This window comes from Shewanella subflava, assembly GCF_025971955.1.
Taxonomy (GTDB): Bacteria; Pseudomonadota; Gammaproteobacteria; order Enterobacterales; family Shewanellaceae; genus Shewanella; species Shewanella subflava.
Window position 1 is genome coordinate 46516 of sequence record NZ_JAPDMX010000002.1, and the last position, 25495, is coordinate 72010.

Annotated in this window: 18 protein-coding genes and 3 tRNA genes; 9 read left to right on the top strand and 12 right to left on the bottom strand. The window is 41.1% G+C overall.

Translation table 11 applies throughout. The features are described from left to right. Positions 1–24: 24 nt before the first annotated feature. The 6 genes from OHT75_RS00790 (at position 25) to fabV (ending at position 6649) form a co-directional block, all read left to right on the top strand. A complete protein-coding gene (locus tag OHT75_RS00790; protein WP_264724466.1) occupies positions 25–1650 on the top strand; it encodes an ABC transporter substrate-binding protein in 1626 nt (541 codons plus the stop codon). 2 nt (positions 1651–1652) lie between these two features. Continuing rightward, complete coding sequence (locus tag OHT75_RS00795) at positions 1653–2684, top strand: ABC transporter permease (protein ID WP_264724467.1); 1032 nt, start codon at positions 1653–1655, stop codon at positions 2682–2684. Next, the gene (locus OHT75_RS00800) at positions 2671–3561 is read left to right on the top strand and encodes an ABC transporter permease subunit (RefSeq protein ID WP_264724468.1); all 891 of its coding nucleotides are present in this window, start codon (positions 2671–2673) and stop codon (positions 3559–3561) included. The genes OHT75_RS00795 and OHT75_RS00800 overlap by 14 nt, the downstream gene beginning before the upstream one ends. A 3-nt stretch (positions 3562–3564) precedes the next feature. After that, positions 3565–4575 (top strand): oligopeptide/dipeptide ABC transporter ATP-binding protein, encoded by a 1011-nt coding sequence (locus tag OHT75_RS00805; protein WP_264724469.1) that lies wholly within the window; start codon positions 3565–3567, stop codon positions 4573–4575. Further along, entirely contained in the window at positions 4556–5341 is a 786-nt protein-coding gene (locus OHT75_RS00810) for a peptide ABC transporter ATP-binding protein (RefSeq protein WP_264724470.1), read from the top strand. The genes OHT75_RS00805 and OHT75_RS00810 overlap by 20 nt, the downstream gene beginning before the upstream one ends. A gap of 105 nt (positions 5342–5446) precedes the next feature. Then, complete coding sequence (fabV, locus tag OHT75_RS00815; RefSeq protein WP_264724471.1) at positions 5447–6649, top strand: enoyl-ACP reductase FabV; 1203 nt, start codon at positions 5447–5449, stop codon at positions 6647–6649. 96 nt (positions 6650–6745) lie between these two features. On the opposite strand, the gene OHT75_RS00820 is transcribed toward fabV, so the two are convergent. The 10 genes from OHT75_RS00820 to OHT75_RS00865 form a co-directional block, all read right to left on the bottom strand. Next, a complete protein-coding gene (locus OHT75_RS00820) occupies positions 6746–7624 on the bottom strand; it encodes an AraC family transcriptional regulator (RefSeq protein WP_264724472.1) in 879 nt (292 codons plus the stop codon). Between the two features lie 170 nt (positions 7625–7794). Next, a complete protein-coding gene (locus tag OHT75_RS00825; protein ID WP_264724473.1) occupies positions 7795–9669 on the bottom strand; it encodes a SurA N-terminal domain-containing protein in 1875 nt (624 codons plus the stop codon). Between the two features lie 211 nt (positions 9670–9880). Then, the gene (hupB, locus tag OHT75_RS00830) at positions 9881–10153 is read right to left on the bottom strand and encodes a nucleoid-associated protein HU-beta (protein WP_261298926.1); all 273 of its coding nucleotides are present in this window, start codon (positions 10151–10153) and stop codon (positions 9881–9883) included. Positions 10154–10415: 262 nt separating this feature from the next. Next, positions 10416–12767, bottom strand: coding sequence for an endopeptidase La (gene lon, locus OHT75_RS00835; RefSeq protein ID WP_264724733.1), 2352 nt, complete (start codon positions 12765–12767; stop codon positions 10416–10418). 130 nt (positions 12768–12897) lie between these two features. After that, complete coding sequence (gene clpX, locus OHT75_RS00840) at positions 12898–14178, bottom strand: ATP-dependent protease ATP-binding subunit ClpX (protein ID WP_264724474.1); 1281 nt, start codon at positions 14176–14178, stop codon at positions 12898–12900. Between the two features lie 133 nt (positions 14179–14311). Next, a complete protein-coding gene (gene clpP / locus OHT75_RS00845) occupies positions 14312–14923 on the bottom strand; it encodes an ATP-dependent Clp endopeptidase proteolytic subunit ClpP (RefSeq protein WP_264724475.1) in 612 nt (203 codons plus the stop codon). Between the two features lie 90 nt (positions 14924–15013). Continuing rightward, the gene (gene tig, locus OHT75_RS00850; RefSeq protein WP_264724476.1) at positions 15014–16318 is read right to left on the bottom strand and encodes a trigger factor; all 1305 of its coding nucleotides are present in this window, start codon (positions 16316–16318) and stop codon (positions 15014–15016) included. 344 nt (positions 16319–16662) lie between these two features. After that, a tRNA-His gene (locus OHT75_RS00855) sits at positions 16663–16738 on the bottom strand. An 8-nt stretch (positions 16739–16746) separates the two neighbouring features. Then, positions 16747–16823, bottom strand: a tRNA-Arg gene (locus OHT75_RS00860). A 284-nt stretch (positions 16824–17107) separates the two neighbouring features. Next, positions 17108–17184 (bottom strand) — tRNA-Pro (locus OHT75_RS00865). 254 nt (positions 17185–17438) lie between these two features. Between OHT75_RS00865 and folD the strand changes: the two genes are divergently transcribed. Beyond that, positions 17439–18293: a bifunctional methylenetetrahydrofolate dehydrogenase/methenyltetrahydrofolate cyclohydrolase FolD gene (folD, locus tag OHT75_RS00870; RefSeq protein ID WP_264724477.1), complete on the top strand. Its 855-nt coding sequence runs from the start codon at positions 17439–17441 to the stop codon at positions 18291–18293. Between the two features lie 85 nt (positions 18294–18378). Here folD and OHT75_RS00875 read toward each other — a convergent pair whose 3' ends face one another. After that, entirely contained in the window at positions 18379–19842 is a 1464-nt protein-coding gene (locus OHT75_RS00875; protein WP_264724478.1) for a sigma-54-dependent transcriptional regulator, read from the bottom strand. 30 nt (positions 19843–19872) lie between these two features. Continuing rightward, positions 19873–23364 carry a PAS domain S-box protein gene (locus tag OHT75_RS00880; RefSeq protein ID WP_264724479.1) on the bottom strand — a complete coding sequence of 1164 codons (3492 nt, stop codon included), beginning with the start codon at positions 23362–23364 and terminating at the stop codon, positions 19873–19875. Positions 23365–23635: 271 nt separating this feature from the next. Between OHT75_RS00880 and OHT75_RS00885 the strand changes: the two genes are divergently transcribed. Then, the gene (locus tag OHT75_RS00885) at positions 23636–24949 is read left to right on the top strand and encodes a SpoIIE family protein phosphatase (RefSeq protein ID WP_264724480.1); all 1314 of its coding nucleotides are present in this window, start codon (positions 23636–23638) and stop codon (positions 24947–24949) included. Positions 24950–24959: 10 nt separating this feature from the next. Further along, complete coding sequence (locus OHT75_RS00890; RefSeq protein WP_264724481.1) at positions 24960–25352, top strand: ATP-binding protein; 393 nt, start codon at positions 24960–24962, stop codon at positions 25350–25352. Positions 25353–25495: the final 143 nt, after the last annotated feature.

A 25495-nucleotide genomic window follows, 5' to 3' on the forward strand; every position in this document is an offset into this window, starting at 1 on the left:
GATCAGCAAAAATACGATTTCGCTATGACTGTGTTCTTGAAACAACGGTTTTTATTACTCTTTGTATGTCTTTGTGGGCAATTCCTCAGTGCGTGTGGCCAAGCAACTCTTCCACCTGGATTGGTATATTGCAGTGAAGGCAACCCTGAAAGCTTTAATCCTCAGCTTGTCACTTCAGGCACGACCATTGATGCCACATCACATCAAATATACAGCCGATTGGTTAATTACAACCCAGATTTGGGCGATATTGTGCCGGGACTGGCTACCGACTGGCAAATCAGCGAAGATGGTTTAAGCTACACTTTTAATCTGCGCCACAACGTCATGTTTCATCAAACCCAGCGTTTTAAGCCGCAACGAGTGTTTAATGCTGACGATGTATTATTTTCTTTTAACCGTATTATCGACACCCAACATCCCTACCATTGGGTTAGTCGTACAGGTTACCCTTTCTTTCAAAGTATTAGTTTTGAACAACTTATTTCGTCAATTGAGAAAGTTAATGACTACCAAGTTATTTTTCATCTAAACCGCGAAGACGCTTCATTTTTATCTAACCTTGCCACTGATTTTGCCGTTATTCTGTCGGCAGAATATGCTGATAAATTACTCAAAGATGGCGCACCTGAACAAATAGATTTGCAGCCCATTGGCACAGGACCTTTTCAGTTAACTCAATATATTAAAAATGAATATATTCGTTATATCCGACACCCCAATTACTGGGGAACAACGCCCGAGATTGAGCATCTGGTTTTTGATATCACGCCTAAAAGCACGGCTCGAATTGCAAAGCTCATTACAGGAGATTGTAGCGTATCTGCATTACCTAAAGCCGGCGAATTAGCGGTAATTAATCAGCATAAGCACATCAAAGTTGATGCAAAACCTGGGCTTAATGTTGCTTTTTGGGCGCTGAATACTCAAAAGCCGCCATTAAATGATATTCGAGTCAGAAGAGCCCTTGCTCACGCCATTGATAAACAGAATATTTTAGATGTGGTCTACAATGATATTGCTGTTGAGGCGAATGGTATTTTGCCCCCAGCATCTTGGGCATATTCAGCTAATTTAGCCAGTAATGAATATGATCCTGCTAAAGCCAAATTACTTTTAGAGCAAGCTGGGGTTAACAACTTAGATATTGATGTTTGGGCAATGCCTGTGGCTCGAATTTATAATCCGAATGCCCTTAAAACGGCAGAACTTATTCAGGGCGACTTGGCTAAAATAGGCGTTAAAATCAATATTATTTCATACGACTGGAGTGTATTTACACAAAAACTGGCCAGTGATGATTATGATTCCGTATTGATTGGTTGGAATGCAGATAACAGTGATCCGGATAACTTTTTTACTCCTCTTTTGAGTTGCGCGGCCTTATCATCGAATAATAATCGCTCTAAATGGTGTCAGGCTGATTTTGACCATCTTTTGACCCAAGCACAAAACACTACGGTAAGAGAAGATCGCAAAGCATTTTATCAAGCTGCTGAAGCCATTTTGAATGATCAAGTACCGTTGATCCCTATCGCACATGCTCAAAAAGTTATCTTGAAAAAAGATACTATTACGTCAATGCAAGTGAGGCCTTATGGTGGCATTGCGTTTGCCAAAATTGTACAAAATCATCAAGAGAGTAAATAACCATGTGGCGATACTTTTTTAGACGAGTAAGCTTATTTTTAGCCACTACCCTCATTATGATGGCGGTATTGTTTTATGCCACTCATCTTTTCCCTGTTGATGAACACTATGCACTGACGGGGATCCAACAACCCACCGCAGACCAAATTGCTCAAGCTAACGATGAGTTTCATTTACAAAGCAATCGTTTTAGCCAATTTATTGCCTACGTTGAGCAACGTTTAAGTGGCAACATGGGGATTTCGAATAACTCACAACAACCGGTATTTGATGAATTAAAAGCGGTGTTACCAGCATCGTTCGAATTGTCATTATTTTCTGGTTTTATTGCATTAATTTTTGGCGTCCCTATTGGGGTTATTGCTGCTCTGAGTAAAAACAAACTGATACAACGCAGTATTTTAGGACTGACATTAACGGGTTACTCTATTCCAGTATTTTGGTTAGGGTTAACCTTATCACTGTGGTTTGGGGTTAATTTAGGTTGGCTACCGATATCAGGACAAATAAATCTTTTATACCAAATTGAACCCGTTAGCGGTTTTATGTTAATTGATACCTTACTTTCAGATTCAATATACAGCCAGCAAGCTTTTGTGGATGCCTTAATGCATCTCATTTTGCCGGCAATAACCTTAGCTGTTTTGCCTTTTACTTTAATTGTACGTATTACCCGCCAGGCAATGTTGCAGGTGATGAACCAAACCTATATCCGTGCAGCAGAAGCGCGTGGATTACATACCTTTAAAATTATCATTCGCCATGCCTTACCAAACGCAATGATACCTGTGCTTAAAAGCATCGGGATTATGCTAGGTTCATTTGCAAGCTATGGCATTGTTGTTGAAGTAATTTTCTCCTGGCCGGGTGTGGGGAGTTGGCTAGTTTCAGGTATTTATCAGCGTGACTATACCGTGATCCAAGCGGGTATTTTATCTGTTTCATTGTTGATTATTTTCCTGAGCATATTGATTGAATTTATTCATACTGCCATCAATCCAATGAGTAAAAAGGAACTGTATGCCACCTATTAAGATTTATAAGCAGGATTATATTGCCACTCCTGCGGGGCGTGTATGGAAATCATTTTCCCATAACCCATTTGCCTTAATCGGCCTTTGGGGTGTTGGATTTTTACTGGTGTTAACCCTTCTTGCGCCATTTATTGCACCTTATTCAGTGAATGAGCAAAATCAGCAGATACTGCTTTTACCGCCATCGTGGGATCCATCAGGCCATGTTGAGTATTTTCTTGGAACCGATGATCTTGGGCGAGATATATTTAGCCGCATATTACATGGCGTGCAATTAACCTTCGGTATGTCATTGATTATCGTAACTTGCGCATTATTTTTCGGCTTCATCATTGGTGCAATTTCCGGCATGATGCGCGGTTTAAAATCGAGTGTTTTAGGCCATTTACTCGATGGATTGTTATCAATACCTTCATTATTAATGGCAATATTGGTGGTCGCCGTTATCGGGCCTGGGCTGAGTAATGTCTTTTGGGCGGTAGGCATTGCAATGGTCCCGCAATTTATTCGCACCATACACCAAGCTGTGCATGAAGAGCTGCAAAAAGAATATGTCACCGCCGCAAAACTTGATGGTGCAAACGATTTACAGATATTTTGGTATGTCATTATGCCAAATGTTTGGGAAGTGCTCATTATTCAAGTCACTATGGCTATTTCTGCAGCCATATTAGATATCGCCGCTCTTGGGTTTCTTAACTTAGGAGCCCAAGCTCCCAGCCCTGAATGGGGAGCGATGATTGCTCAAGGGCTTGATAACCTCCTACTGGCACCTTGGACGGTGACGATTCCTGGGGTCGCAATTTTATTTAGCGTACTTGCTGTTAACCTTGTGGGTGATGGATTACGTTCCGCAATAGCCCCAATAAGAAACTAACTTATGCCATTACTCGATATTAGAAACCTCACCATAGAACTGGATACCGATACAGGTCGGGTCGCAGTGCTCGAAAAAGTGAGTTTGACCATGAATCCGGGTGAAATCCACGGACTTGTTGGAGAGTCAGGGTCTGGCCGCAGTCTTTTGGCCAAGGCCATACTCGGTATTCTGGGGCCAAACTGGCATATTTTTGCTGACAGAATGATGTTTGATGGACAAAACTTATTAGAATTAACGGCAAAAGAGCGTCGCTATATTATGGGTAGTGATATCTCGATGGTTTTTCAAGATCCGTCAGGCAGTCTAGATCCGGTAAAAACAGTTGGCAGTCAGTTAATCGAAGCCATCATACCCAATAAAAGTGTGCCTTTTTGGCGCAGATCAAAAGATACCTATTTAAACGCCCAAAAATGGCTCCATAAAGTCGGCATTAAAAGCCCTAAAACCTTGATGAAATGTTTTCCTTGGGAATTATCTGAAGGTGAATGTCAAAAAGTGATGATTGCGATGGCCGTGGCGAACCATCCCAAATTGTTGATCGCTGATGAGCCAACCAATTCGATGGAATTAAACACCCAAGCACAAATATTCAGGCTATTATCGCAGTTAAATCAGCTGCAAAATGTGTCAATTTTATTAGTCAGCCATGAACTTGAAACCTTAGTTCAATATTGTGACCATCTCACTGTGCTTTATGGCGGTCAAATGATGGAATCTGGTCTGACATCTGAATTAGTCGCAACCCCTTTTCATCCTTATACGCGTGCGTTATTAAAGAATTTGCCTGATTACACCGGCAAAATGCGCCACAAGTCTAATTTACCAACATTACAGGGTTCTTCACCATCGGTGCAAAGTCTACCAGCGGGTTGTCGCCTTGGCCCAAGATGTCCAGAAGCCAAACGTCAATGCGTTAAGCAACCCCATTTAGAACAGTTAAAAGATCGTGCATTTGCATGCCACTTCCCATACAAAAATGAGCAAGAAGCCGATGACAACACCTTTGCTTAAAGTCACCAACCTAAGTAAACAGTACTTAACAGGTTATAAGGGATTTACACCACAATATTATGATGCCTTAATGCCGGTGTCATTTGAGCTCGAACGAGGTGAAACCCTAGCGATTGTCGGTGAAGTAGGCTCTGGAAAATCGACCTTGGCTCGTATTCTTGTCGGCGCTGAGCAACGCAGCAAAGGCGATATTTTCTTTGAGGGTGAGGCATTAGAATCACGTAATTTAAAACAACGTTGTCGTTTAATCAGAATGATATTTCAGGATCCAAACACCTCGTTAAATCCGAGGTTAACAATTGGCGATTTATTGAATGAGCCATTGCGTTTTAGTACCGATTTATCCCCTGAAGAGCGCAAAATTCAGGTTGTTGAGACCCTCAGAAAAGTCGGTTTATTGCCCGAGCACGTTAATTTTTATCCGCACATGGTTTCTGAAGGTCAAAAACAACGTGTGGCAGTGGCAAGGGCATTGATGCTAAACCCGAAGATTATTATCGCCGATGAAGCGTTAACAGCCCTTGATTTATCAGTGCGTTCGCAGATCATCAATTTACTTTTGAAGCTGCAAAGAGAGCTCGGCTTATCCTATATTTTTGTGTCGCATAACTTAAATATCATTCGACATATCAGTGATAAAGTCATGGTACTTCAAAATGGCTGCTTAGTTGAAAAAGCCAAAACAGAAGATTTATTTACCTCACCGCAGCATGAATACACCCAAAGGCTTATTCAAGAACAAAGCCAGTTTATGCAAAAGCGTTAAACTGCTCCAACCACTGGCCAAATTAGGCACTTTAAACAAAAATCAGTGCCATTTCACCGATGAACTTATTATCCTAGTGCCAACTAAAAAGGAAGAAACTGACTTATGATTATTAAACCTAAAATTCGTGGTTTTATTTGTACCACGACTCACCCTGTTGGTTGTGAGGCTAATGTCAAAGAACAAATCGAACTCACTAAAGCCAAAGGCAAGATTGCAAACGGGCCAAAGAAAGTATTAGTCGTGGGTTCATCAAGTGGTTATGGTTTATCCTCACGTATCGCTTCAGCATTTGGCAGCGACGCAGCCACAATCGGTGTGTTTTTCGAAAAGCCTAGTTCAGAAACCAAACCAGGTACTGCAGGTTGGTATAACTCTGCCGCATTTGACAAATTTGCTAAAGCAGAAGGTTTATATTCAAAAAGCATTAACTGTGATGCTTTCAGCCATGAAGCTAAACAAAAAGTCATTGAGTTGATCAAAGCGGATTTAGGTCAAATAGATATGGTGGTTTATTCACTGGCCTCGCCTGTTCGTAAAATGCCCGATACCGGTGAAGTGATCCGTTCAAGTCTTAAGCCTATCGGTGAAACCTATAGCGCGACAGCTGTGGATACCAACAAAGACACTATTATTGAAACCTCAGTTGAACCTGCAACTGAACAAGAAATTGCCGATACCGTAACGGTAATGGGCGGTCAAGATTGGGAATTGTGGATAGATGCTCTTTCACAGGCTGGTGTATTAGCTGATGGATGTAAAACCGTTGCATATAGCTACATTGGTACCGAGATCACCTGGCCAATCTATTGGCATGGTGCGCTAGGTAAAGCCAAAATGGATTTAGACCGCGCCGCGCATGTATTAAATACTAAGTTAGCGACTACAGGTGGCAGTGCCAATGTGGCGGTACTAAAAAGTGTGGTGACTCAAGCCAGTTCAGCTATTCCGGTCATGCCGCTTTATATCGCGATGGTATTTAAGAAAATGCGTGAGGAAGGTCTTCATGAAGGCTGTATGGACCAAATTTATCGTATGTTCAGCGAGCGTTTATATCGCGCAGATGGCCAATCACCCGCGGTAGATGAATCCAATCGTTTACGCCTAGATGACTGGGAGTTACGTGAAGAAATTCAAAAACATTGCCGTGATTTGTGGCCTCAAGTGACGACTGAAAACTTATCAGATCTAACCGACTACCGCGAATACAAAGAAGAGTTTTTGAAACTATTTGGCTTTGGTATTGAAGGCATCGATTACGACGCGGATGTGAACCCGAATGTTGAGTTTGATGTAATTAGTCTATAATCAATTATCAAACCCCAAAAACCAGCCACTTAGGCTGGTTTTTTTATGAGTGCACAGCAAGCAAAGTAAATAAGTCATGATTTAAGGCGATTAACATCATGTAATAGCTAAATAGACTTTAAGATCAACACTTTCAGCTTCATTAGCCGAATCAAAGCGTTCGAATATTAACGGTTGCTCCCTAAGCTGATATTTCATTTTTTTAAGCCAAGTTGAATAAAGATACTTTATTTTACAGGTTAACTCAGCCTCAGAGCCCTTATGGTATAACACCGCGTAACGACCCTTAGACAATGTTTTTGTCTTAAAGCAAGATGAGTCAGACAATGGTACATTTAACGCATTTAACTGCCCCTCAGAGACACTCACTCCGATATCAATTGAAAAATTTGCGTTATTATCCGGAGGCAGAGAATAGATAAAATTAAATGTACGCTGTTGTGAAAGTGGTAAACAATGTGCTGTCCTAAACGCTAACAATGCCTGAATAGACTGAGAAACATATAATGCTGGGCCTCGATGTTCTATCATCAGTATTTTAAGCTCTTCAAGCGTCTCAAGGTGAATGTTAGCATCGAGACACTCTAATTGCTCATGCCCTTCTGAGAGCGTTTTTAGCGGCTGTTGTTTAGCAAAAAATTGGGCCCAGTCGGGTGCTTGTCTAAACGATGCAGGGCTTTGACCAATACTGAAAGTAAAAGCGTCAATAAATGCTGTGGTTGAAGTATATCCTGCTGTTTTAGCAACCTGCTCAATCGGCACAGATTTATCAAAGCTTAAGATTTGCGCAGCTTCAATATTGCGCAGTAATGCTAAATACTCATCAAAATGAGTGTGATACAAGCTATAGAAAATTAAATCAAAATGATTAACCGGCACTCCGGCTTTGTCCGCTAAAACCTCGCGAGGCAGGTTTTCACTTAAATGTTCATCAATAAATTGTAAAACACGCTCAAATTGTTGTTCTAAAGCCACATTAGCGCCTTATTTTATTTCAGTAATGTCAACGAAAAACCGAACAAACCATTATTCAAATTTGACGTTTTCAGGGTAACGAAATCAAAACTTATCATAAACCCAAAGTCTGGTTTTTATGAACAAAAAAGCCAAGGTGAATGACCTTGGCTTTTACTCAATGCTCGATATTACTCAGCAATTGGATATTCAATTTTCGCTTTCGCTTTAAGTGAATCAATCACTGCACGATAATCCGCTTGTCCGTATTGACGAGCAAGACCTTCTTTCACTGACTGTAATGCACTCACATCGATCGTTTCTGCAGCATTCACTTTATCAAGCACAACAACAGCATAACCAGAACCTAAAGCTGCCGTGTCGATTGACACAGCCCCCGCTTCTGGCGCAGGCATTTTGAAGGCTTTATTAGCTATAGCAGCATCAATATCTTGATTAAAACGGCCTAGTTTAGACACTGTGATAAGTTGTGCATCAGTTAGGGCAAAATCACCCGCTTTTAGCTGAGTCATATAACCAGCCGCTTTTTCACGGGCAGCTTCATTGGCTTTATCTTGCTTAAGACGCTGAACAATGTTGCTTTCAACTTTATCGAAGCTTAATGTGCCAGCATCAAGATGCTGCTTAACACGAATAACCACCACATGATTAGGTTCAAGTTCAATAACGTCACTATTCATGCCACTTGTTAGTACTTGATCAGAAAACGCAGCTTTAACCAGAGCGGGTTTGTTCAAGTTAGCCGGTGGATTATCACGGGTAAATAAACCGGTAGTTTGCACTTCTTTTTTAACAGCGTTAGCCGTATCTAAAAGCGTATCAGGAATTTCATAGCTGGTATCTGCAAGTTTAGTTTGTAGACCATAAAAGATATCTAATGCTTTCTTTTCTTTAACTTGAGCAATAATTTTATCTTTTACATCATCAAATGCCGCAACTGCACCTGGCTGAATATCAACCAGCTTGATGATATGGAATCCGAACTCACCTTTAACAACACCAGATACTTGCCCTTTTTCAAGACCAAATAACGCCTCATCAAATGCTGGGTCCATCACGCCCTGCTCAAACCAGTCAATTTGACCGCCTTGCTCTGCACTGAATTGATCTTCTGATTCTGTTTTAGCTAACTCAGCAAAATCTTCACCTGCAGCAATACGAGCGGCAATGGCTTCTAATTTAGCTTTATCGGCCGCATCATCACCACTTGCTGCATAAATATGGCTTGCTAAACGTTTTTCAGGCGTTTTGTATTGTGCTTGATTATCTGCATAATTTTGGCTGATTTCAGCATCATCAACTGATACATCTTTAGCAATATCATTAACGTTCAGCTCAACATACTCTAAGCTAACCTGCTCAGGGCTGTTAAATTGAGTTAAGTTACTGTCGTAGTAAGCTTTAGCATCTTCCGTTGTCACAGTTGCCGTAGCAAGGAAAGGCATAGCATCTACTGCGATATAACGGATATCACGGGTTTGGTTCTGAACTTCAGCCAATTGCTTAGCTTCACCATCAAGGACAAAGTCGCTACCCAATAATGCGTTTAGTAACTGACGGCGCGTCATATCAACATGCATCATGTTACGGAAAGTAATCGGCTGGTAATTTAGTTGACGTAAAACGGCTTGATAGCGATCATTATCAAATTTACCATCAGTTTGAAAAGCAGGTTCACTGAAAATAGCTTGTTTTATTTGTTCGTCTGATACGCGCAAACCAAGATCGCTGGCAGCTTGATCAACCAAAGCATTCGCCACTAAGCGATCTAACACACTGGCTTTAATACTTTGCATGTAATTGTCATCAGCAGATAAAGCATCAAACATTTCACCATATTGCTGCTTCAAACTTGCACGTTCATTTTGGAAAGCTTGTTCCAGTTCAGCTTCAGGAATTTCAGTGCCATTAACAATGGCAGCAGGAACACCGGTATTAGAGCCTAAGTAGCTACTGACACCAGCAAAAGCAAATGAAAGTATCACAAGAATTAGAATTGTTTTAGCAACAACTCCCTGTGAACCTTCGCGAATTTTTTCTAACATCTGAATTCTCGCTTGTTGCGACTAAAATAAAAAGGCGCATCTCTTGTCGATGCGCCTTGTTTACATGGAGTTATCAGACGCTACCCAGGGTATAACCCAATACTCCGAATATCAATCAATACACAATTGATATTTCATTTCGTAAAAAGCACCGCCATAGCAGTGCTCACATTACGAATGCCTTAATAAAGGCAACGTTATTAACTATATCTTAGTTAACAGCGTCTTTAAGCGCTTTGCCAGCTTTGAATGCAGGAATCTTAGCAGCAGCAATTTTAATTTCTTTACCCGTTTGTGGGTTACGGCCAGTACGCTCAGCACGTTGACGTACTTCAAATGTACCAAAACCAACTAGAGAAATTTTATCGCCTTCTTTTAAACCTTCAGTCACAGCAGCAATAAATGAATCTAGTGCACGACCAGCAGCAGCTTTAGAAATATCAGCACCAGAAGCAATTTTCTCGATTAGTTCAGATTTGTTCATGTCATCCCCTTGAATGTTATTGTCGCGCCGCAACCAAATCCATGTTTAGAGCGGTCTGCGGAGGCTTTTTGTTTAAAATTCGACACTATGTCAAATTTCATAGAAAACCAAAAAAATAAAAATTGGATACAGCTCAAAGTCAGGTGCGCCAAGGGCTTGGTGTGCCTGACTCTCCACAAACCTAGGCTACCACAGCTAAGCGTTTTGTTAAGCCCCTTTTTTCACTTTTTTCATGCTCTAGAGCACTTTTTTCACTAAACAGCTATTTTTTAACCACTTCGAAGCCTTCAACTGGGCGTTCAAGGGCTAATTTTAAAACTTCATCAACCCAACGCACAGGATGAATTTTCAAATCAGCAATGACGTTTTGTGGGATTTCTTCCAAATCACGTTCATTTTCTTTTGGTATCAACACATGCTTAATGCCACCACGATGCGCTGCAAGTAGCTTTTCTTTTAAACCACCAATGGGTAATACTTCACCGCGAAGCGTGATTTCTCCAGTCATAGCGACATCACTGCGAACTGGATTACCCGTTAAGCTAGACACCAACGCTGTACACATTGCAGCCCCCGCAGAAGGACCATCTTTTGGTGTCGCACCTTCTGGAACATGCACATGAATATCACGCTTTTCATAAAAATCGGCATTAATACCCAGCTGCTCAGCTCTTGCACGTACAACTGTCATTGCAGCTTTAATCGACTCTTGCATCACATCACCTAATGAGCCGGTATAAGTAAGTTTACCTTTACCGGCAACAGATGTTGCTTCGATGGTCAGCAAGTCGCCACCAACTTGAGTCCACGCCAAACCAGTTACCTGACCAATTTGGTTGCTAGACTCTGCTTTACCGTAATCGAATCGTTGCACACCTAAAAATGATTTCAGGTTATCTTGATTAACTTCAACGGTTTTAACCGTTTTGTCTAATAAGATTTGCTTAACCACTTTACGGCAAATTTTAGACAATTCACGCTCTAATGAACGGACACCCGCTTCACGAGTGTAGTAGCGAATAATACCTAAAATGGCACTGTCATCGACTTTAATTTCTTTTGCTTTTAATCCATTGCGTTCAATTTGCTTTGTCAGTAGATGCTGCTTAGCGATATTGAGTTTTTCATCTTCGGTGTAGCCTGATAAACGGATCACTTCCATACGGTCTAATAAAGGGCCTGGAATGTCCATTGAGTTAGATGTGGCAACAAACATGACATCCGACAAGTCATAATCCACTTCTAAGTAGTGATCGTTGAATGTCGCGTTTTGCTCTGGGTCTAACACTTCAAGTAATGCAGACGAAGGATCGCCACGCATATCTGAGCTCATTTTATCAATTTCATCTAACAGGAATAATGGATTTTTAACGCCCACTTTAGCCATTTTTTGGATGATTTTACCTGGCATAGAACCAATGTAAGTTCTGCGATGCCCGCGAATTTCAGCTTCATCACGAACGCCACCTAATGCGACACGAACATATTCACGCCCTGTCGCCTTAGCAATAGACTGACCAAGTGAGGTTTTACCTACACCTGGAGGGCCAACTAAACAAAGAATTGGACCTTTTAATTGCTTAACTCGGCTTTGAACCGCCAAATACTCCAAAATGCGTTCTTTCACTTTTTCAAGACCGTGATGGTCAGTATCTAATACGTCTTGCGCCTTGGCTAAATCACGTTTAATTTTAGAACGTTTCTTCCATGGCACTGACGTCATCCAATCAACATAGCTACGCACAACCGTGGCTTCTGCCGACATAGGTGACATCATTTTCAGCTTATTTAATTCAGCACTGGCTTTGTCTTTGGCATCTTTTGGCATGCCTGACTCTTCGATCTTTTTACCCAAAACCTCAAATTCATCATGGCTTTCATCAATGTCGCCAAGCTCTTTTTGAATGGCTTTCATTTGCTCATTCAAGTAATACTCGCGCTGGCTTTTTTCCATCTGTTTTTTTACACGGGTACGGATACGTTTTTCAACTTGTAACAAGTCAATTTCCGCTTCCATCATCGCCATCAGATATTCTAACCGCTCACCAACATTGATCATCTCAAGCACAGACTGTTTGTCCTCAAGCTTCAGTGGCATATGGGCGGCCATAGTGTCAGCTAAGCGAGCAGCTTCGTCTATTCCTGTTAACGACGTCAGTACTTCTGGTGGAATTTTTTTGTTTAATTTGATGTAACCTTCAAACTGACCGATAGCACTGCGAACAAGCACTTCTTCTTCTTTTTCAGCAAGGGCTGCAGATTCTAAATACTCCGCTGTAGCAACGAAAAAATCTTCATCTTTGGTGTAACGTGTGATTTTAGCGCGTTGTCCACCTTCAACCAGTACTTTAACGGTTCCATCTGGCAGTTTTAACAGCTGTAAGATAGATGCAACAGTACCAATATCAAAGATATCGTCTTTTGTGGGCTCATCAAGATCTGCATCTCGTTGTGCCACTAATAGGATTTGTTTGTCTTGTTCCATTGCTGACTCTAAGCAACGGATGGATTTTTCCCGTCCGACGAATAGCGGAATAACCATATGGGGATATACCACTACGTCACGTAGAGGTAATACGGGGAGTTCGATATGCGCTTCACGCTCTTGGGTCATGGCTCGATTCCGTTTCATGAAAAGACTTAATACTGAGTATATTGGGGTGATGCACTCAGTTTCAATGGTCAATACGAAAAAAGGAGCCCAATGGACTCCTTATTTTTCAACTTATTACCTAGCTGTATATTTATTGTTCGCCAGAGGCAGCCTGAGCTTCATTATTTTCGTAAATCAGAATAGGGGCTGATTCACCTTTAACCACTGACTCATCAACAACGGCTTTTACCACGCCATCTTGTGAAGGAATATCGTACATGGTATCAAGTAAGATACTTTCAACAATTGAACGCAAACCACGTGCACCTGTTTTCCGGCTCATGGCTTTGTTAGCGATGGCTTTCAAAGCATCATCACGGAACTCAAGCTCAACATTTTCCATCTCAAATAATGCCGCATACTGTTTAGTTAGCGCATTTTTCGGTTGCGATAAAATTTGAATTAGGGCGTCTTCGTCTAATTCAGTCAAGGTGGCGACAACGGGTAAACGTCCGATAAATTCAGGGATTAACCCAAATTTAACTAAATCGCCAGGCTCAACTTGTCCTAATGTTTCAGAGATTGTGGCTTTATCAGCCTCACCCTTAACCTCTGCACCAAAACCAATACCCGTTCCGGTATGAGCACGTTGTTCAATCACCTTCTCAAGGCCCGCAAATGCCCCACCACAGATGAACAGGATTTTAGAGGTATCAACCTGTAAAAACTCTTGCTGTGGATGCTTACGTCCCCCTTGTGGCGGCACTGATGCAACGGTACCTTCGATCAGTTTCAGCAATGCCTGCTGAACGCCCTCACCTGATACATCACGCGTAATTGATGGGTTGTCAGACTTACGGCTGATTTTATCAATTTCGTCAATATACACGATACCACGTTGTGCTTTCTCAACATCGTAGTCACATTTTTGGAGTAACTTTTGGATAATATTTTCAACGTCCTCACCCACATAACCGGCTTCGGTTAAGGTGGTGGCGTCTGCCATGGTAAATGGCACATTCAACGAACGCGCTAACGTTTCTGCTAATAATGTTTTACCACTACCCGTTGGGCCAATAAGCAAAATATTACTTTTACCTAATTCCACACCATCTTTAGGTGACGCATTTTTAAGGCGTTTGTAGTGATTGTAAACCGCGACAGCTAAGACTTTTTTAGCTTTATCTTGGCCAATAACATAGTCATCTAAGTGATTACGTAATTCATGCGGTGTAGGTAATCTATCATCATCACGCTTAGGAGAAATCTCTTTGATTTCTTCACGGATAATATCATTACACAATTCCACACACTCATCGCATACATATACCGATGGGCCAGCAATCAGCTTTCTGACTTCATGTTGGCTTTTTCCGCAAAAAGAGCAGTACAGCAGCTTTGTGCTGTCACCGTTATTTTTGTTATCGCCCATTATTCTACCTCTGGTTGCAGCCTAGACCTGACGTCTGAGCTCTGCTTGTCGATATGCTTTGAATGCTGCATACCCAAGTTATTCACACAATTAAAGTAAGAATAACCTAGTCACAGCAAAAAATCAGCTTGTATTAGCTACGCGATGTCATTACTGAGTCTACTAAACCGTAGTCAGCGGCTTGCTGAGCACTCATGAAGTTGTCACGATCAGTATCACGCTCAATCACTTCTATGGGTTGGCCTGTGTGTTCAGCTAGAATTTCATTCAATTTATTTTTAATACCTAAAATTTCCTGAGCATGAATAGCAATATCCGATGCTTGGCCTTGGAAACCGCCTAGAGGTTGATGGATCATCACGCGAGAATTAGGTAAACAATGACGTTTCCCCTTAGCGCCACCAGCAAGTAGGAATGCCCCCATGCTACAAGCTTGTCCCATACACACAGTGCTGACATTTGGCTTGATAAATTGCATAGTGTCATAAATCGCCATACCTGCGGTTACTGAACCACCTGGCGAGTTAATATATAAGTAAATATCTTTGTCTGGGCTTTCTGATTCTAAGAACAATAATTGAGCCACAATCAGATTAGCCATGTGCTCTTCAACTTGGCCTACTAAAAAGATCACGCGTTCTTTTAATAAACGAGAGTAGATATCGTATGAACGTTCACCTTTAGCAGTTTGTTCAACAACCATAGGTACAAGAGCATTAAGTACAGATTCTGGCGCTTTAAACATTATTCATTTCCCTAAAATAAAAAATGGCTCGTATGAGAACCTCATACGAGCCATTATAAATGGCGAACCGCTTGTTAAGTCAAGCTAAGGTTATGCGCGACCAGTAGCCTTGTTCATAAATTCTTCAAAAGCGACGTCTTTAACGGTTACTTTTGCAGTTTTAAGTAAAGCTTCTACCGCTTGCTCTTCTAAAGCAACGTTACGCATGTTTTTCATCAGTTCTTTGTTACCATTGTAGTAAGCAACAACTTCAGATGGATCTTCATAAGCAGAAGCCATTGATTCGATTAATGCATTAACGCGAGTGTCTTCAGCTTTTAGCTCGTTAGTTTTGATAACTTCACCTAAAAGCAAACCAATCTTCACACGGCGCTCAGCTTGCTCTGTGAACAAGTCAGCTGGTAATTCAGGCATGTTTTTAGCGTCGCCACCAAAACGTTGCATTGCTTGCTGACGAAGTACGTTCACTTCACCATCAACAAGTGCTGAAGGAATAGCGATATCATTAGCCGCTAATAAGCCAGTGATAACTTGCTCTTTCACGTTAGCTTTTAACGCTTGATCAAGTTCACGAGTCATATTTTTACGGATTTCAGCTTTAAGTGCGTCTAAGCCACCATCAGCAATACCGAATAATGAAGCGAATTCATCGTTCACTTCTGGTAAGTTAGCCGCTTGAACTTCAGTTAACGTAATAACGAACTTAGCCGCTTTACCTTTTAAGTTTTCAGCATGGTAATCTTCAGGGAATGACACTTCGATTTCGAATTCTTCACCTGTTTTGTGACCTAAGATACCGGTTTCAAAACCAGGGATCATACGGTTGCTGCCTAATTGAAGTTCGAAGTCATCAGCTTTGCCGCCATCAAACTCTTCACCGTCAACGCTGCCAACAAAGTTCATTTTGACTTTATCGCCATCAGCTGCTTCACGCTCAACTGGCGCGTAAGTAGCGTGTTGCTTGCGTAAAGTTTCAATCATTGCATCAACATCAGCGTCATTGACTTCAGCTTTAGGTTGTTCAACAGTAATTGAATCTAATCCAGTTAGTGTCACTTCTGGGTAAATTTCGAACGTTGCTACGAACTCAAAGTTCTCGCCTTCTACTTTACCTGGAGCAAAAACTGGTGCACCCGCTGGGTTTAATTTTTCAGCAACAATCGCTTCAATGAAGTTGCGTTGCATGATTTCACCAGTTACGTCTTGACGAATAGCTGCGCCATAACGTTTTTCGATTACTGAAGCTGGTACTTTACCAGGACGGAAACCTGGAATACGTGCGCGTTTCGCTTCACGTAATAAGTTGTCTTTTACCACTTTTTCAATTTGTTCAGCAGGAACAGAAATGGTTAGGCGACGCTCTAGGCCTTGAGTTGTTTCAACAGAAACTTGCATTGTTTTACCTCGAAATATGTCTAACGTCCTTTGTAATAGTCGATACCTCAACTATTAAGCATTCGTTTCTTGAATAAGTATTCGTTTCTTGACCATGGATTTTGACTAGAAGACCCAGCACAGCGATTTAGTGATGCTGAAGACGCTGTTGGCACTAGTAGCTCATAATTGGTATTTATCAAGACGCGACATTATAGCGAGCGTTTTTTGCATAGTCGAGCATCAATAGTGGGTTTTAAGACATAAAAAAAGCGACCTGAGGTCGCTTTTAATACAATCGCACGAATAATGTGCGATTAATTCATCAAATTGATTTTTACTTATTCTAAATCAATTTGGAATAATGGGGTGACTGATGGGGCTCGAACCCACGACAACCGGAATCACAATCCGGGACTCTACCAACTGAGCTACAATCACCATTGAAATGGTACGCCCGGCAGGATTCGAACCTGCGACCACCCGCTTAGAAGGCGGGTGCTCTATCCAACTGAGCTACGGGCGCATGGCACAGCATTTGCTGTATCCTGTCTGGCTTAACAAGCTATCTTGCTTGTTATATTATCCGCATAAATTTCATTTAAGCAAATAATCAAATCTGGTCGACTACGCTATTGTAAAAAAGCGAGGATTCGAACCTATGACCCCTGTTCATATAACCATTTAAGATTATTGCACACAAATCATTTAAATTTGGTCGGCCACGCTATTGTAAAAAAGCGAGTATTCGAACCTATGACCCCTGTTCATATAACCGTTTAAAATTATTGCACACAAATCATTTAAATTTGGTCGGTGATAGAGGATTCGAACCTCTGACCCTCTCGTCCCAAACGAGATGCGCTACCGGGCTGCGCTAATCACCGATGTCAACGTTCTATATAGTCTCAAGAACGGAGCGCATCTTAACGAGTCACCTTGCGATCGTCAACGATTTTTTTTAGCTAATTATCTGTATGTTGCTTTAAGCAGCAAAAAGGTGATTAGCATCATAGCGCGAATAGTTTATTCACCGTATTTTCCTAGTGAAGCAAATGACACACTTTCAAACGCCTGTTAGAATACAGCCCGATTAACTTCATCAATCTATACCGCGTCACTCTAAGGAACCTCTACAGCCATGACTGCTCAAATTATTGACGGTAAAGCCATTGCGCAATCTATTCGCAGTACCCTTAAACAAAAAGTTAACGCCCGTAAAGAGGCTGGACTTCGTGTACCTGGACTGGCGGTTATTTTAGTCGGCTGTGATGCAGCGTCTCAAGTCTACGTTGGCAGCAAACGCAAGGCTTGCGAAGAAGTCGGATTTCAATCGCAATCTTTTGACCTTGATGTATCAACAACTGAAGCTGAATTATTGGCATTAATTGATAAATGTAATGAAGATCCGGCTATCGATGGTATTTTAGTGCAGTTACCTTTACCTGCCCATATTGATGACTCTAAAGTTATCGAACATATTCGTCCTGATAAAGATGTTGATGGATTTCACCCTTATAACGTGGGTCGCCTAGCACAACGTATTCCGGTATTACGCTCTTGCACGCCTATGGGGATTATGACGTTAATAAAATCCACTGGAATTGATACCTATGGCTTAGATGCCACGGTTGTTGGTGCGTCTAATATTGTTGGCCGACCGATGACATTAGAATTGTTATTAGCGGGATGTACCACTACGACTTGCCATCGCTTTACTAAAAACCTTGAGCAAAAAGTACGTCAAGCCGATCTTGTGGTGGTTGCGGTCGGTAAGCCAGGATTTATCCCTGGAGAATGGATCAAGCCAGGTGCAATAGTCATCGATGTTGGCATTAACCGTTTAGACGACGGTAGTTTAGTCGGTGATGTTCAGTATGACGTTGCTGCACAAAATGCAGCCCATATCACGCCAGTTCCTGGTGGCGTTGGTCCAATGACGATTGCCAGTTTGCTTGAAAATACCCTTTATGCTTGTGAGCAATACCATAGCTAAAAAGTCTAAAACCTTAAGGCTGATTAACAAGTTTAATAAGCATTTATGTAAAAAGCCTGCTCAATTGCAGGCTTTTTAATTACTGTTAATCCTTGACTAAGGCGTGTTCCATTTCATCCCAGGATTGTTTCTTACGATAAATCGTCGATGGACTGATATCCAACATTGCCGCTGCTTTAGGAATATTTCCTTCACATAAATCAATCGCACTTTCTATTGTACGCTTTTCTGTTTTCCACAAGGGTTCAATATTCTGCTCTGTTGCGATATTTTTATCATGAACAATAACCTCAGCGGTGTCATGTGCTGGTGTTGATAATAAGCTATTTTGTTCCATCATCTGCGGGGTTGAGGATACAGGGGCCGCTGTGGCTTTGCCATCATTGACAATACGGGCAGGCAACATGGTGATATCAACTTCGGCTGCATCATTGAGGACCACGATTTGACGGATCACATTTTGCAGCTGTCTTACATTGCCAGGCCAATGATATTCACTCAGTACCTTTTGTGCTGCGTAATTAAATCCTTTAAACGGTTTGCCTTCTTCTTTGGCATATTGACCAAGTAGTTTATTGGCGATTAACAAAATATCTTTGCCACGTTGGTTTAACGGTGGCAATTCAATCGGAATAACATGCAGACGATAATACAAATCCTCCCTGAATAAACCATCTTGTACCTGCTGCCAAGGATCTTTATTGGTGGCACTCACAAACCTCACATCCACCTTTTCATCTTTAGTGCCTCCTACACGGCGAAATACTCCCGTTTGAATAAAGCGTAATAATTTACTTTGCAGTTCTAAATCCATTTCGCAAATTTCATCTAAAAACAATGTACCACCATCTGCCTGAGTGGCTGCGCCATCGCGCTGACTCACTGCGCCAGTAAATGCCCCTTTGGTATGACCAAAGATTTGGCTTTCAATCAAATCTTTTGGAATTGAGGCACAATTTAAAGCTATGAATGCATTATTTTTGCGATTACCTGCATTATGGATAGCCTGTGCACAAACCTCTTTTCCTGTACCACTTTCACCAAATATAAATACAGATGCTTTACTGTTGGCGACACAATCAATGGTTTTGTAAACGGTTTGCATTGCCAATGATTCGCCAATAAAGCCTTGATAATTAGCTTTGGGTAAGCTGTTTTCGTATTGTGAGACTAACTTTACCAGCTGACGTTGCTTCATCGCATTACGCACAGTAATAGCTAAACGCTTACTGTCAAAAGGCTTAACCAAAAAATCAAATGCGCCAGCACGCATGGCATCTACGGCAATATCAATCGTGCCATGGGCCGTTATCATAATCACTGTCATTTCTGGGTGGCTTTGTTGAACTTGCAACAGAATATCCATACCCGACATATCAGGCAATTTGATATCTAGAATGAGTAAATCAGGCGGTTGACGGTCAATTTCTTTTATTGCATCTGCGCCAAACTGTACCAAAGTGACATCAGCACCTTCACTGCACAAGTATTCTGTATATAGCGCACCAAGCGACATACTGTCTTCAACTAAAATGACTCGAAATCCCATAATATTCCTTTGTGTAATTAAGGTTTATTTTTATTTGTTCGATAAATAAGCGTGTTTAAGTGCATTGATACTTTGCTCTGCAATATTGAGTGTATCCTCAACAAGTGGCGCTATTGGCTGCTGTTTATTTCTGGCTGCGGCTTCTAAAACTTTGGCTGCAGCATACAATTTTGCGGCACCAAAACTGCCTGAACTACTTTTCAAGGTATGCGCTTCATCTTCTACTTTATCCAGTTCATCCACCAAACTGATTTGACGCAAAGTATCAATACGCATCTGTGTTTCTTTGCAAAAAACAGCCAACATTTTATGTAAACTTGGCTCACCAATAACATCAAGTAAACTGCCGATCACATTAAGGTCAAGTAAAGGGGTATTATCAAAGGATGAATTCTCGATTTGATCAATTCTACTGCTTGCAAGTGGTTGGGCTGTTTCTGTTTCTACAATTGGGTCAATCTCAATATTATTATCGGGTGTAAGTTGCATTGAATGGTTTAAATCTGCGCTTACTTTAACAGATACTTGCTCCAATTTGGCTTTGTTTAACCACTTGGCCACACTCTGAATAAGCATTTTGCCATTCACAGGCTTACCAATAAAATCGAGCATGCCTACTTGAGTACAGGCTTCTAACTCTTCTTTAAATACGTTAGCCGTCATCGCTAAAATAATTTGTTGCGGCTTACGCTGTAAAATTTTACTGCAAGCTTCTAATCCATCCATTTCAGGCATGCGAATGTCCATTAAAATAATGTCATAATCATTCTCAAGCGCCATTTCAACGGCTTCGACACCATTATTCGCATAATCTAAAAGTGCGCCATATTTAGCCAGCATAGTGCCTGCAACCATTTGATTTGCCGGACTATCTTCGGCCAACAAAATCTTGCTGTCAGGCGGGAAAGTCGGATTATCTTCCTGCTCAATTTCAATATGGTTTTCTTGGGTTGCACCACTGATTAAATTCAGCAGCATTGCTCGGCTTAAGGGCTTATTGACAACTTGCTCAATTCCCATGTCGCTTAAAAATTGTGAAACTTGCGTATCAACCCCAGTGCTCATTACGGCTAATATCCCATGGGGGAATAAGAAGTCCTGATTTAATACTTTGAGTAACTTGGCATCAACTGACATCATGCAAGAATCATCAAGTAAAATAAGATCAAATCTGCCCCGGACATTCGAAAGCTTATAAATTTCGGTCACATCATGGATATAAATGGTTTCAACACCATATTGTATATACTGCTTTTTAACTAACTTACACAGCTGCTTATTGGGATGGATAACTAGTACCCTAGAATGTTCAGGCAATCGCACGTAATGACTATTGCTTTCGGTACTTTCATCTAAAGTAACCAAGACATTAAATCGGCTTCCTTTGCCTAACTCACTTTCAACCGATATGCTGCCGTCCATCATTCGAACTAATTCGGCACAAATAGCCAAACCTAGACCTGTGCCTTTGTAGTTGGTTGTATGGGTATCATGGACCTGTGAAAACTCAGCAAATAACTTGGCTTGGGCTTCTTGACTAATGCCTATGCCTTGATCTGTGATGGCACAGCATAATTCAATTCTAGATTGGTGATTATTAGGTATCCATACTTCAACCGTAATACAACCAGAGCTAGAAAATTTAATCGCATTATCCACTAAATTATGAATAACTTGCCGTAGCCTTTGTGGGTCACCCACCAATGTTTGTGGCACATTTCGATTAATAAAACTGGCAAGATGAACGCCTTTTTCTAGCGCTTTACTTGCCAAAATCTGTAGTACTTGAGCGACTAATTTGTCAGGCTCAAATTCGCGTGACTCCAATACCATCTGTCCAGCTTCAATTTTCGAAAAATCGAGAATATCGTTAATGGTATTCAATAGTGCATCGCCCGCCTCTTTAGCCGTAGTGGCGTATATGCGTTGCTCTTTTTGTAAAGTGGAACCCAGTAATAACTCAACACTGCCTAGTACTGCGTTTAATGGCGAACGGATTTCATGGCTCATGGTTGCCAAAAAGCGTGATTTAGCTTTACTGCCGGCTTCGGCTTGCTCTTTAGCCAAGCGTAATTCTTCTTCCTTGGATTTCTGCTCTGAAATATTACGCACAAATGCAGTGAATAAGATGTCATCGCCTAGCTGGATAGGAATAACCCTTAGCTCAATTGGAAACTCATCGCCTGCCTTATTGTGTGCAGGAACCTCAACACGTTTGTGCAGCACCGCCCCCTGCGCCGTTTTTCGATAATGCTCCATACCTTTTTTATGGGCTTGTTGAAATGCCTGTGGAATAATTAAATCTTCTAAATGCTTCCCCATAACTTCATCACGACTAAAGCCAAATAATTTTACAGCTGCGGTATTAAACTCTTGAACACGGCCGGTAATATCAATGGTAATCAGAGCATCCTGACTAGCTTCTAAGGTGGCAAGTAAGATTGATTGAGTTCTTGCTGCAGCCTCCTGATTTTGCTTGATAGCAGTAAGATCTTTTAATAAACCGAGAAAGAGTATTTCATCATCAATAACCATTTTAGAAATCGACAGTTCGATGGGAAATTGATGCCCCTCTTTGTGCTGGGCTTTCAGTTCTCGGCCAGTGCCGATAATTCTCGGTTTACCACCTTCTAAATAACGTTTCATGTAACCATCATGCATATGACGCTCGTGCATCGGCATTAACTTAGCAACGTTCTGACCAATCAATTCATCCTTACTGTAACCAAATAATCTGATAACAGACTGGTTTACTTCGGTAATCACGCCATTCACATCGATAATAACAAAGCCATCTGCCGCCGATTCTAAAATTGTATTAAGCCGAATATTCGCGCCAGTTAATGCATTGGTTCGTGCATCAATATTGAGCACCATCTGGTTAAATGCGACAGCGGTTTGGGCAATTTCATCATCCCCCGAAACCGGTATTTGCACGCCTTTTTGACCATTTAATATTAATTTAGAGGCCTTTTGTAACTGAGATAAATTTCGCGTTAAGTAAACACCCAGTAACCAAGAAAATAACGCCACCAGCAACATTTCAAGGCCTGCGATGGAGAAAAATCGGGTAGAAGCTTGAATAAGCAATTGGTCGAAACTTGAGCGATCAAAGCCCATCTCAATCATACCAATGTCATTACTATCAAGGCTCAAAGGAATAGAAATATTGAAAGTATGATCGTGATCAGTGGCATTCAATGGTCGAGCAAAATTCCATTTTGGAATTCCAGCCTCTTTATGCATCGAAACAATCAAATCCTGTTTATGGTAAATGTATAAGTAATCAATTTCTTGCTGGAGGCTAAGTTCTTTGGCTAAATCGGTAAGTTTAGATTTATTTAACTCAATGAGTGCCTCTTTGGCCGCCACTGAAAACAAACTTGCGGTAAGCTGAGCTCGCTTCTCGATTTCAGCCTGATTCGACTCCTTAAGATAACTGACACTGGTATAAACCAGTAAAAGCAGCAGCACGCCTTCAATTAATGCAATGCCTAAAATTGTTTTTAATCTAAAAGACAAATTCCTGCTCCCTTTATTTCTTGTCCATTAAAGCGTTTAATTTTTCATCACATAATCACTATGGATGACGTCTTTGCATTTTGCAATGAGCACGATGCAATTTGAGAATTAATCGCTCACCTATTTTCACCTTAAAACATAAAACCATGTTTAATATAAACATTTAATTATGGAACGACTATTGCTTTACCCATTGAACTATAAACACGGAATGGTTTATTTGCTGTTGCACAATCATTGATTGCAGGCATAACTGAAAACTGGAGTCCCCATGAACCTAACTGAAACCGCCCACAATATTAGTATTTTGCTTGTTGAAGATACCCCAAGCGAGCGCTTATATATTGCCAGTATTTTGCAACAAGTATCGCTTGTTGGTTGCAACATCACATTGTGTCAGGCATCTGATGGACAAGAAGCGCTGACAATTTGTCAAACTCAAACCATTGATTTAGTTGTTAGCGATTGGCGTATGCCTAATCTTAGCGGTATTGCACTTTGTAAACGTCTTAAAGCCGAAATTAATACTCCATATATACTGCTGCTAACTGGCAATAATGAAACAGATGATCTCGTTTATGCGTTGCAATCTGGGGCTGATGATTACTTAGCCAAGCCTTTTGATCCTAGGGTATTAACCACCCGTGTCATTGCGGCACTGCGGTTAATCAAATCCCAAAAAATCATGCACAACCAGCACAAAGCACTTAATGATGCACTGACCCAAACAACAAAGTTACTCGCTGAAAAAAAAGCGGAACTAAAACAAGCAGCACAACTTCAACACTCTTTGCTACCTGCTAAACGTTTCACCCAACAACAATGGCAGGTTAATCATTACTTCCAGGCAGCAACTGAGCTAGCCGGAGACGTGTTCCAATGCTTTAAAATTAATGAACAGTGGATGGGATTTTTTCTGATTGATGTCTCTGGTCACGGTGCCGGCGCTGCCATGCAAAGCTTTACCTTAGCCCAAGCACTCAACCCTAATCGAGCGGATTGGCAAACTAGCCCAGACAAATTAATGGAATACATAAACCGAGTATTTTTTGACCCAAGTGATCAGGGACAATTTGCCACAATGATCATTGGCAAAATGAATAGCACAACAGGTGAATACGAACTGTGTAATGCAGGTCACCCTCAGCCGTTATTAATCAATGTAAATAGCTGTGACTCAATCAATATGCAATCCAGTTTACCTGTTGGTATCGACGAGCATACCCAATACGTTAACTGGCAAGGGAAATTAAAAGCGGATCAACAGTTAATGATTTTTTCTGACGGAATATATGAAATGAATAATCCTACTCATGGGATGTTTGGATTACAAAGGTTAAAAGCACTTTGTACGCTAAAACAAATCATCAGCGGTGATGCAATGATGCACCACATCCGCCATGCCCTATCCGATTGGAAACTAGGCGATGGCCAAGATGATATGTCTATCATGCTGTTTTCAAATAACACACTGGGGGCAGCCAATGCTCAACCACAAGGTAAAGCACCATTATCAAACACAGCAAAAGACTCAATAAATAACTTATTAACGCAACTCACCCCCTCGCCATCAACGGTGGCATAAGGAGTAAAACATGAATAGTCTACAACTAAACTTGAGCCAGCAAGTTATTGAGCAACAACAATTTTGCATTGAGTTAGATCAATTTATGCTCAACAACGCCATTAACGAGCGACAAAGGTTTAAGGTCATCACCTGCACCTTGGAAGGTGTAAACAATATCTTGCAGCATACCCAATGCGATGCTGCAAATATTACCTTACTGATGCATTGTAATGCAGACCGAATTATTGTCGATTTATTGGATACTGCAACCTATCAACCTTTACCAACGCCAACGGATTGTCCAGACAAAAATACCGAAAATGGCAGAGGTTTATGGATTATGTATAACTGGATGGATCAAGTTTTAAATCAACCCACGGTATTAGGTAGCCATTTAAGAATGAGTTTATTAAGGCATTAAAATGATCGTCATCGTATCCGTTGTTAACTTGGCTATTGAAATGAGTTAGTCAAGTTAACAGCATACCCTAGCGTATATTATTTAACCTCAGCTGAGCATAATAAGTGCCTATCAAACAAATTACTCCACGATAAACTGATTAT

Coding starts and splice junctions, on each gene's coding strand:
- clpP (WP_264724475.1), bottom strand. CDS start 14,923: ATGTTTAAAGCGCCAGAATCTGTACTTAATGCTCTTGTACCTATGGTT.
- OHT75_RS00795 (WP_264724467.1), top strand. CDS start 1,653: ATGTGGCGATACTTTTTTAGACGAGTAAGCTTATTTTTAGCCACTACC.
- OHT75_RS00800 (WP_264724468.1), top strand. CDS start 2,671: ATGCCACCTATTAAGATTTATAAGCAGGATTATATTGCCACTCCTGCG.
- clpX (WP_264724474.1), bottom strand. CDS start 14,178: ATGGGCGATAACAAAAATAACGGTGACAGCACAAAGCTGCTGTACTGC.
- OHT75_RS00790 (WP_264724466.1), top strand. CDS start 25: ATGACTGTGTTCTTGAAACAACGGTTTTTATTACTCTTTGTATGTCTT.
- folD (WP_264724477.1), top strand. CDS start 17,439: ATGACTGCTCAAATTATTGACGGTAAAGCCATTGCGCAATCTATTCGC.
- OHT75_RS00875 (WP_264724478.1), bottom strand. CDS start 19,842: ATGGGATTTCGAGTCATTTTAGTTGAAGACAGTATGTCGCTTGGTGCG.
- OHT75_RS00825 (WP_264724473.1), bottom strand. CDS start 9,669: ATGTTAGAAAAAATTCGCGAAGGTTCACAGGGAGTTGTTGCTAAAACA.
- lon (WP_264724733.1), bottom strand. CDS start 12,767: ATGACCCAAGAGCGTGAAGCGCATATCGAACTCCCCGTATTACCTCTA.
- fabV (WP_264724471.1), top strand. CDS start 5,447: ATGATTATTAAACCTAAAATTCGTGGTTTTATTTGTACCACGACTCAC.
- OHT75_RS00885 (WP_264724480.1), top strand. CDS start 23,636: ATGAACCTAACTGAAACCGCCCACAATATTAGTATTTTGCTTGTTGAA.
- tig (WP_264724476.1), bottom strand. CDS start 16,318: ATGCAAGTTTCTGTTGAAACAACTCAAGGCCTAGAGCGTCGCCTAACC.
- OHT75_RS00890 (WP_264724481.1), top strand. CDS start 24,960: ATGAATAGTCTACAACTAAACTTGAGCCAGCAAGTTATTGAGCAACAA.
- OHT75_RS00810 (WP_264724470.1), top strand. CDS start 4,556: ATGACAACACCTTTGCTTAAAGTCACCAACCTAAGTAAACAGTACTTA.
- hupB (WP_261298926.1), bottom strand. CDS start 10,153: ATGAACAAATCTGAACTAATCGAGAAAATTGCTTCTGGTGCTGATATT.
- OHT75_RS00805 (WP_264724469.1), top strand. CDS start 3,565: ATGCCATTACTCGATATTAGAAACCTCACCATAGAACTGGATACCGAT.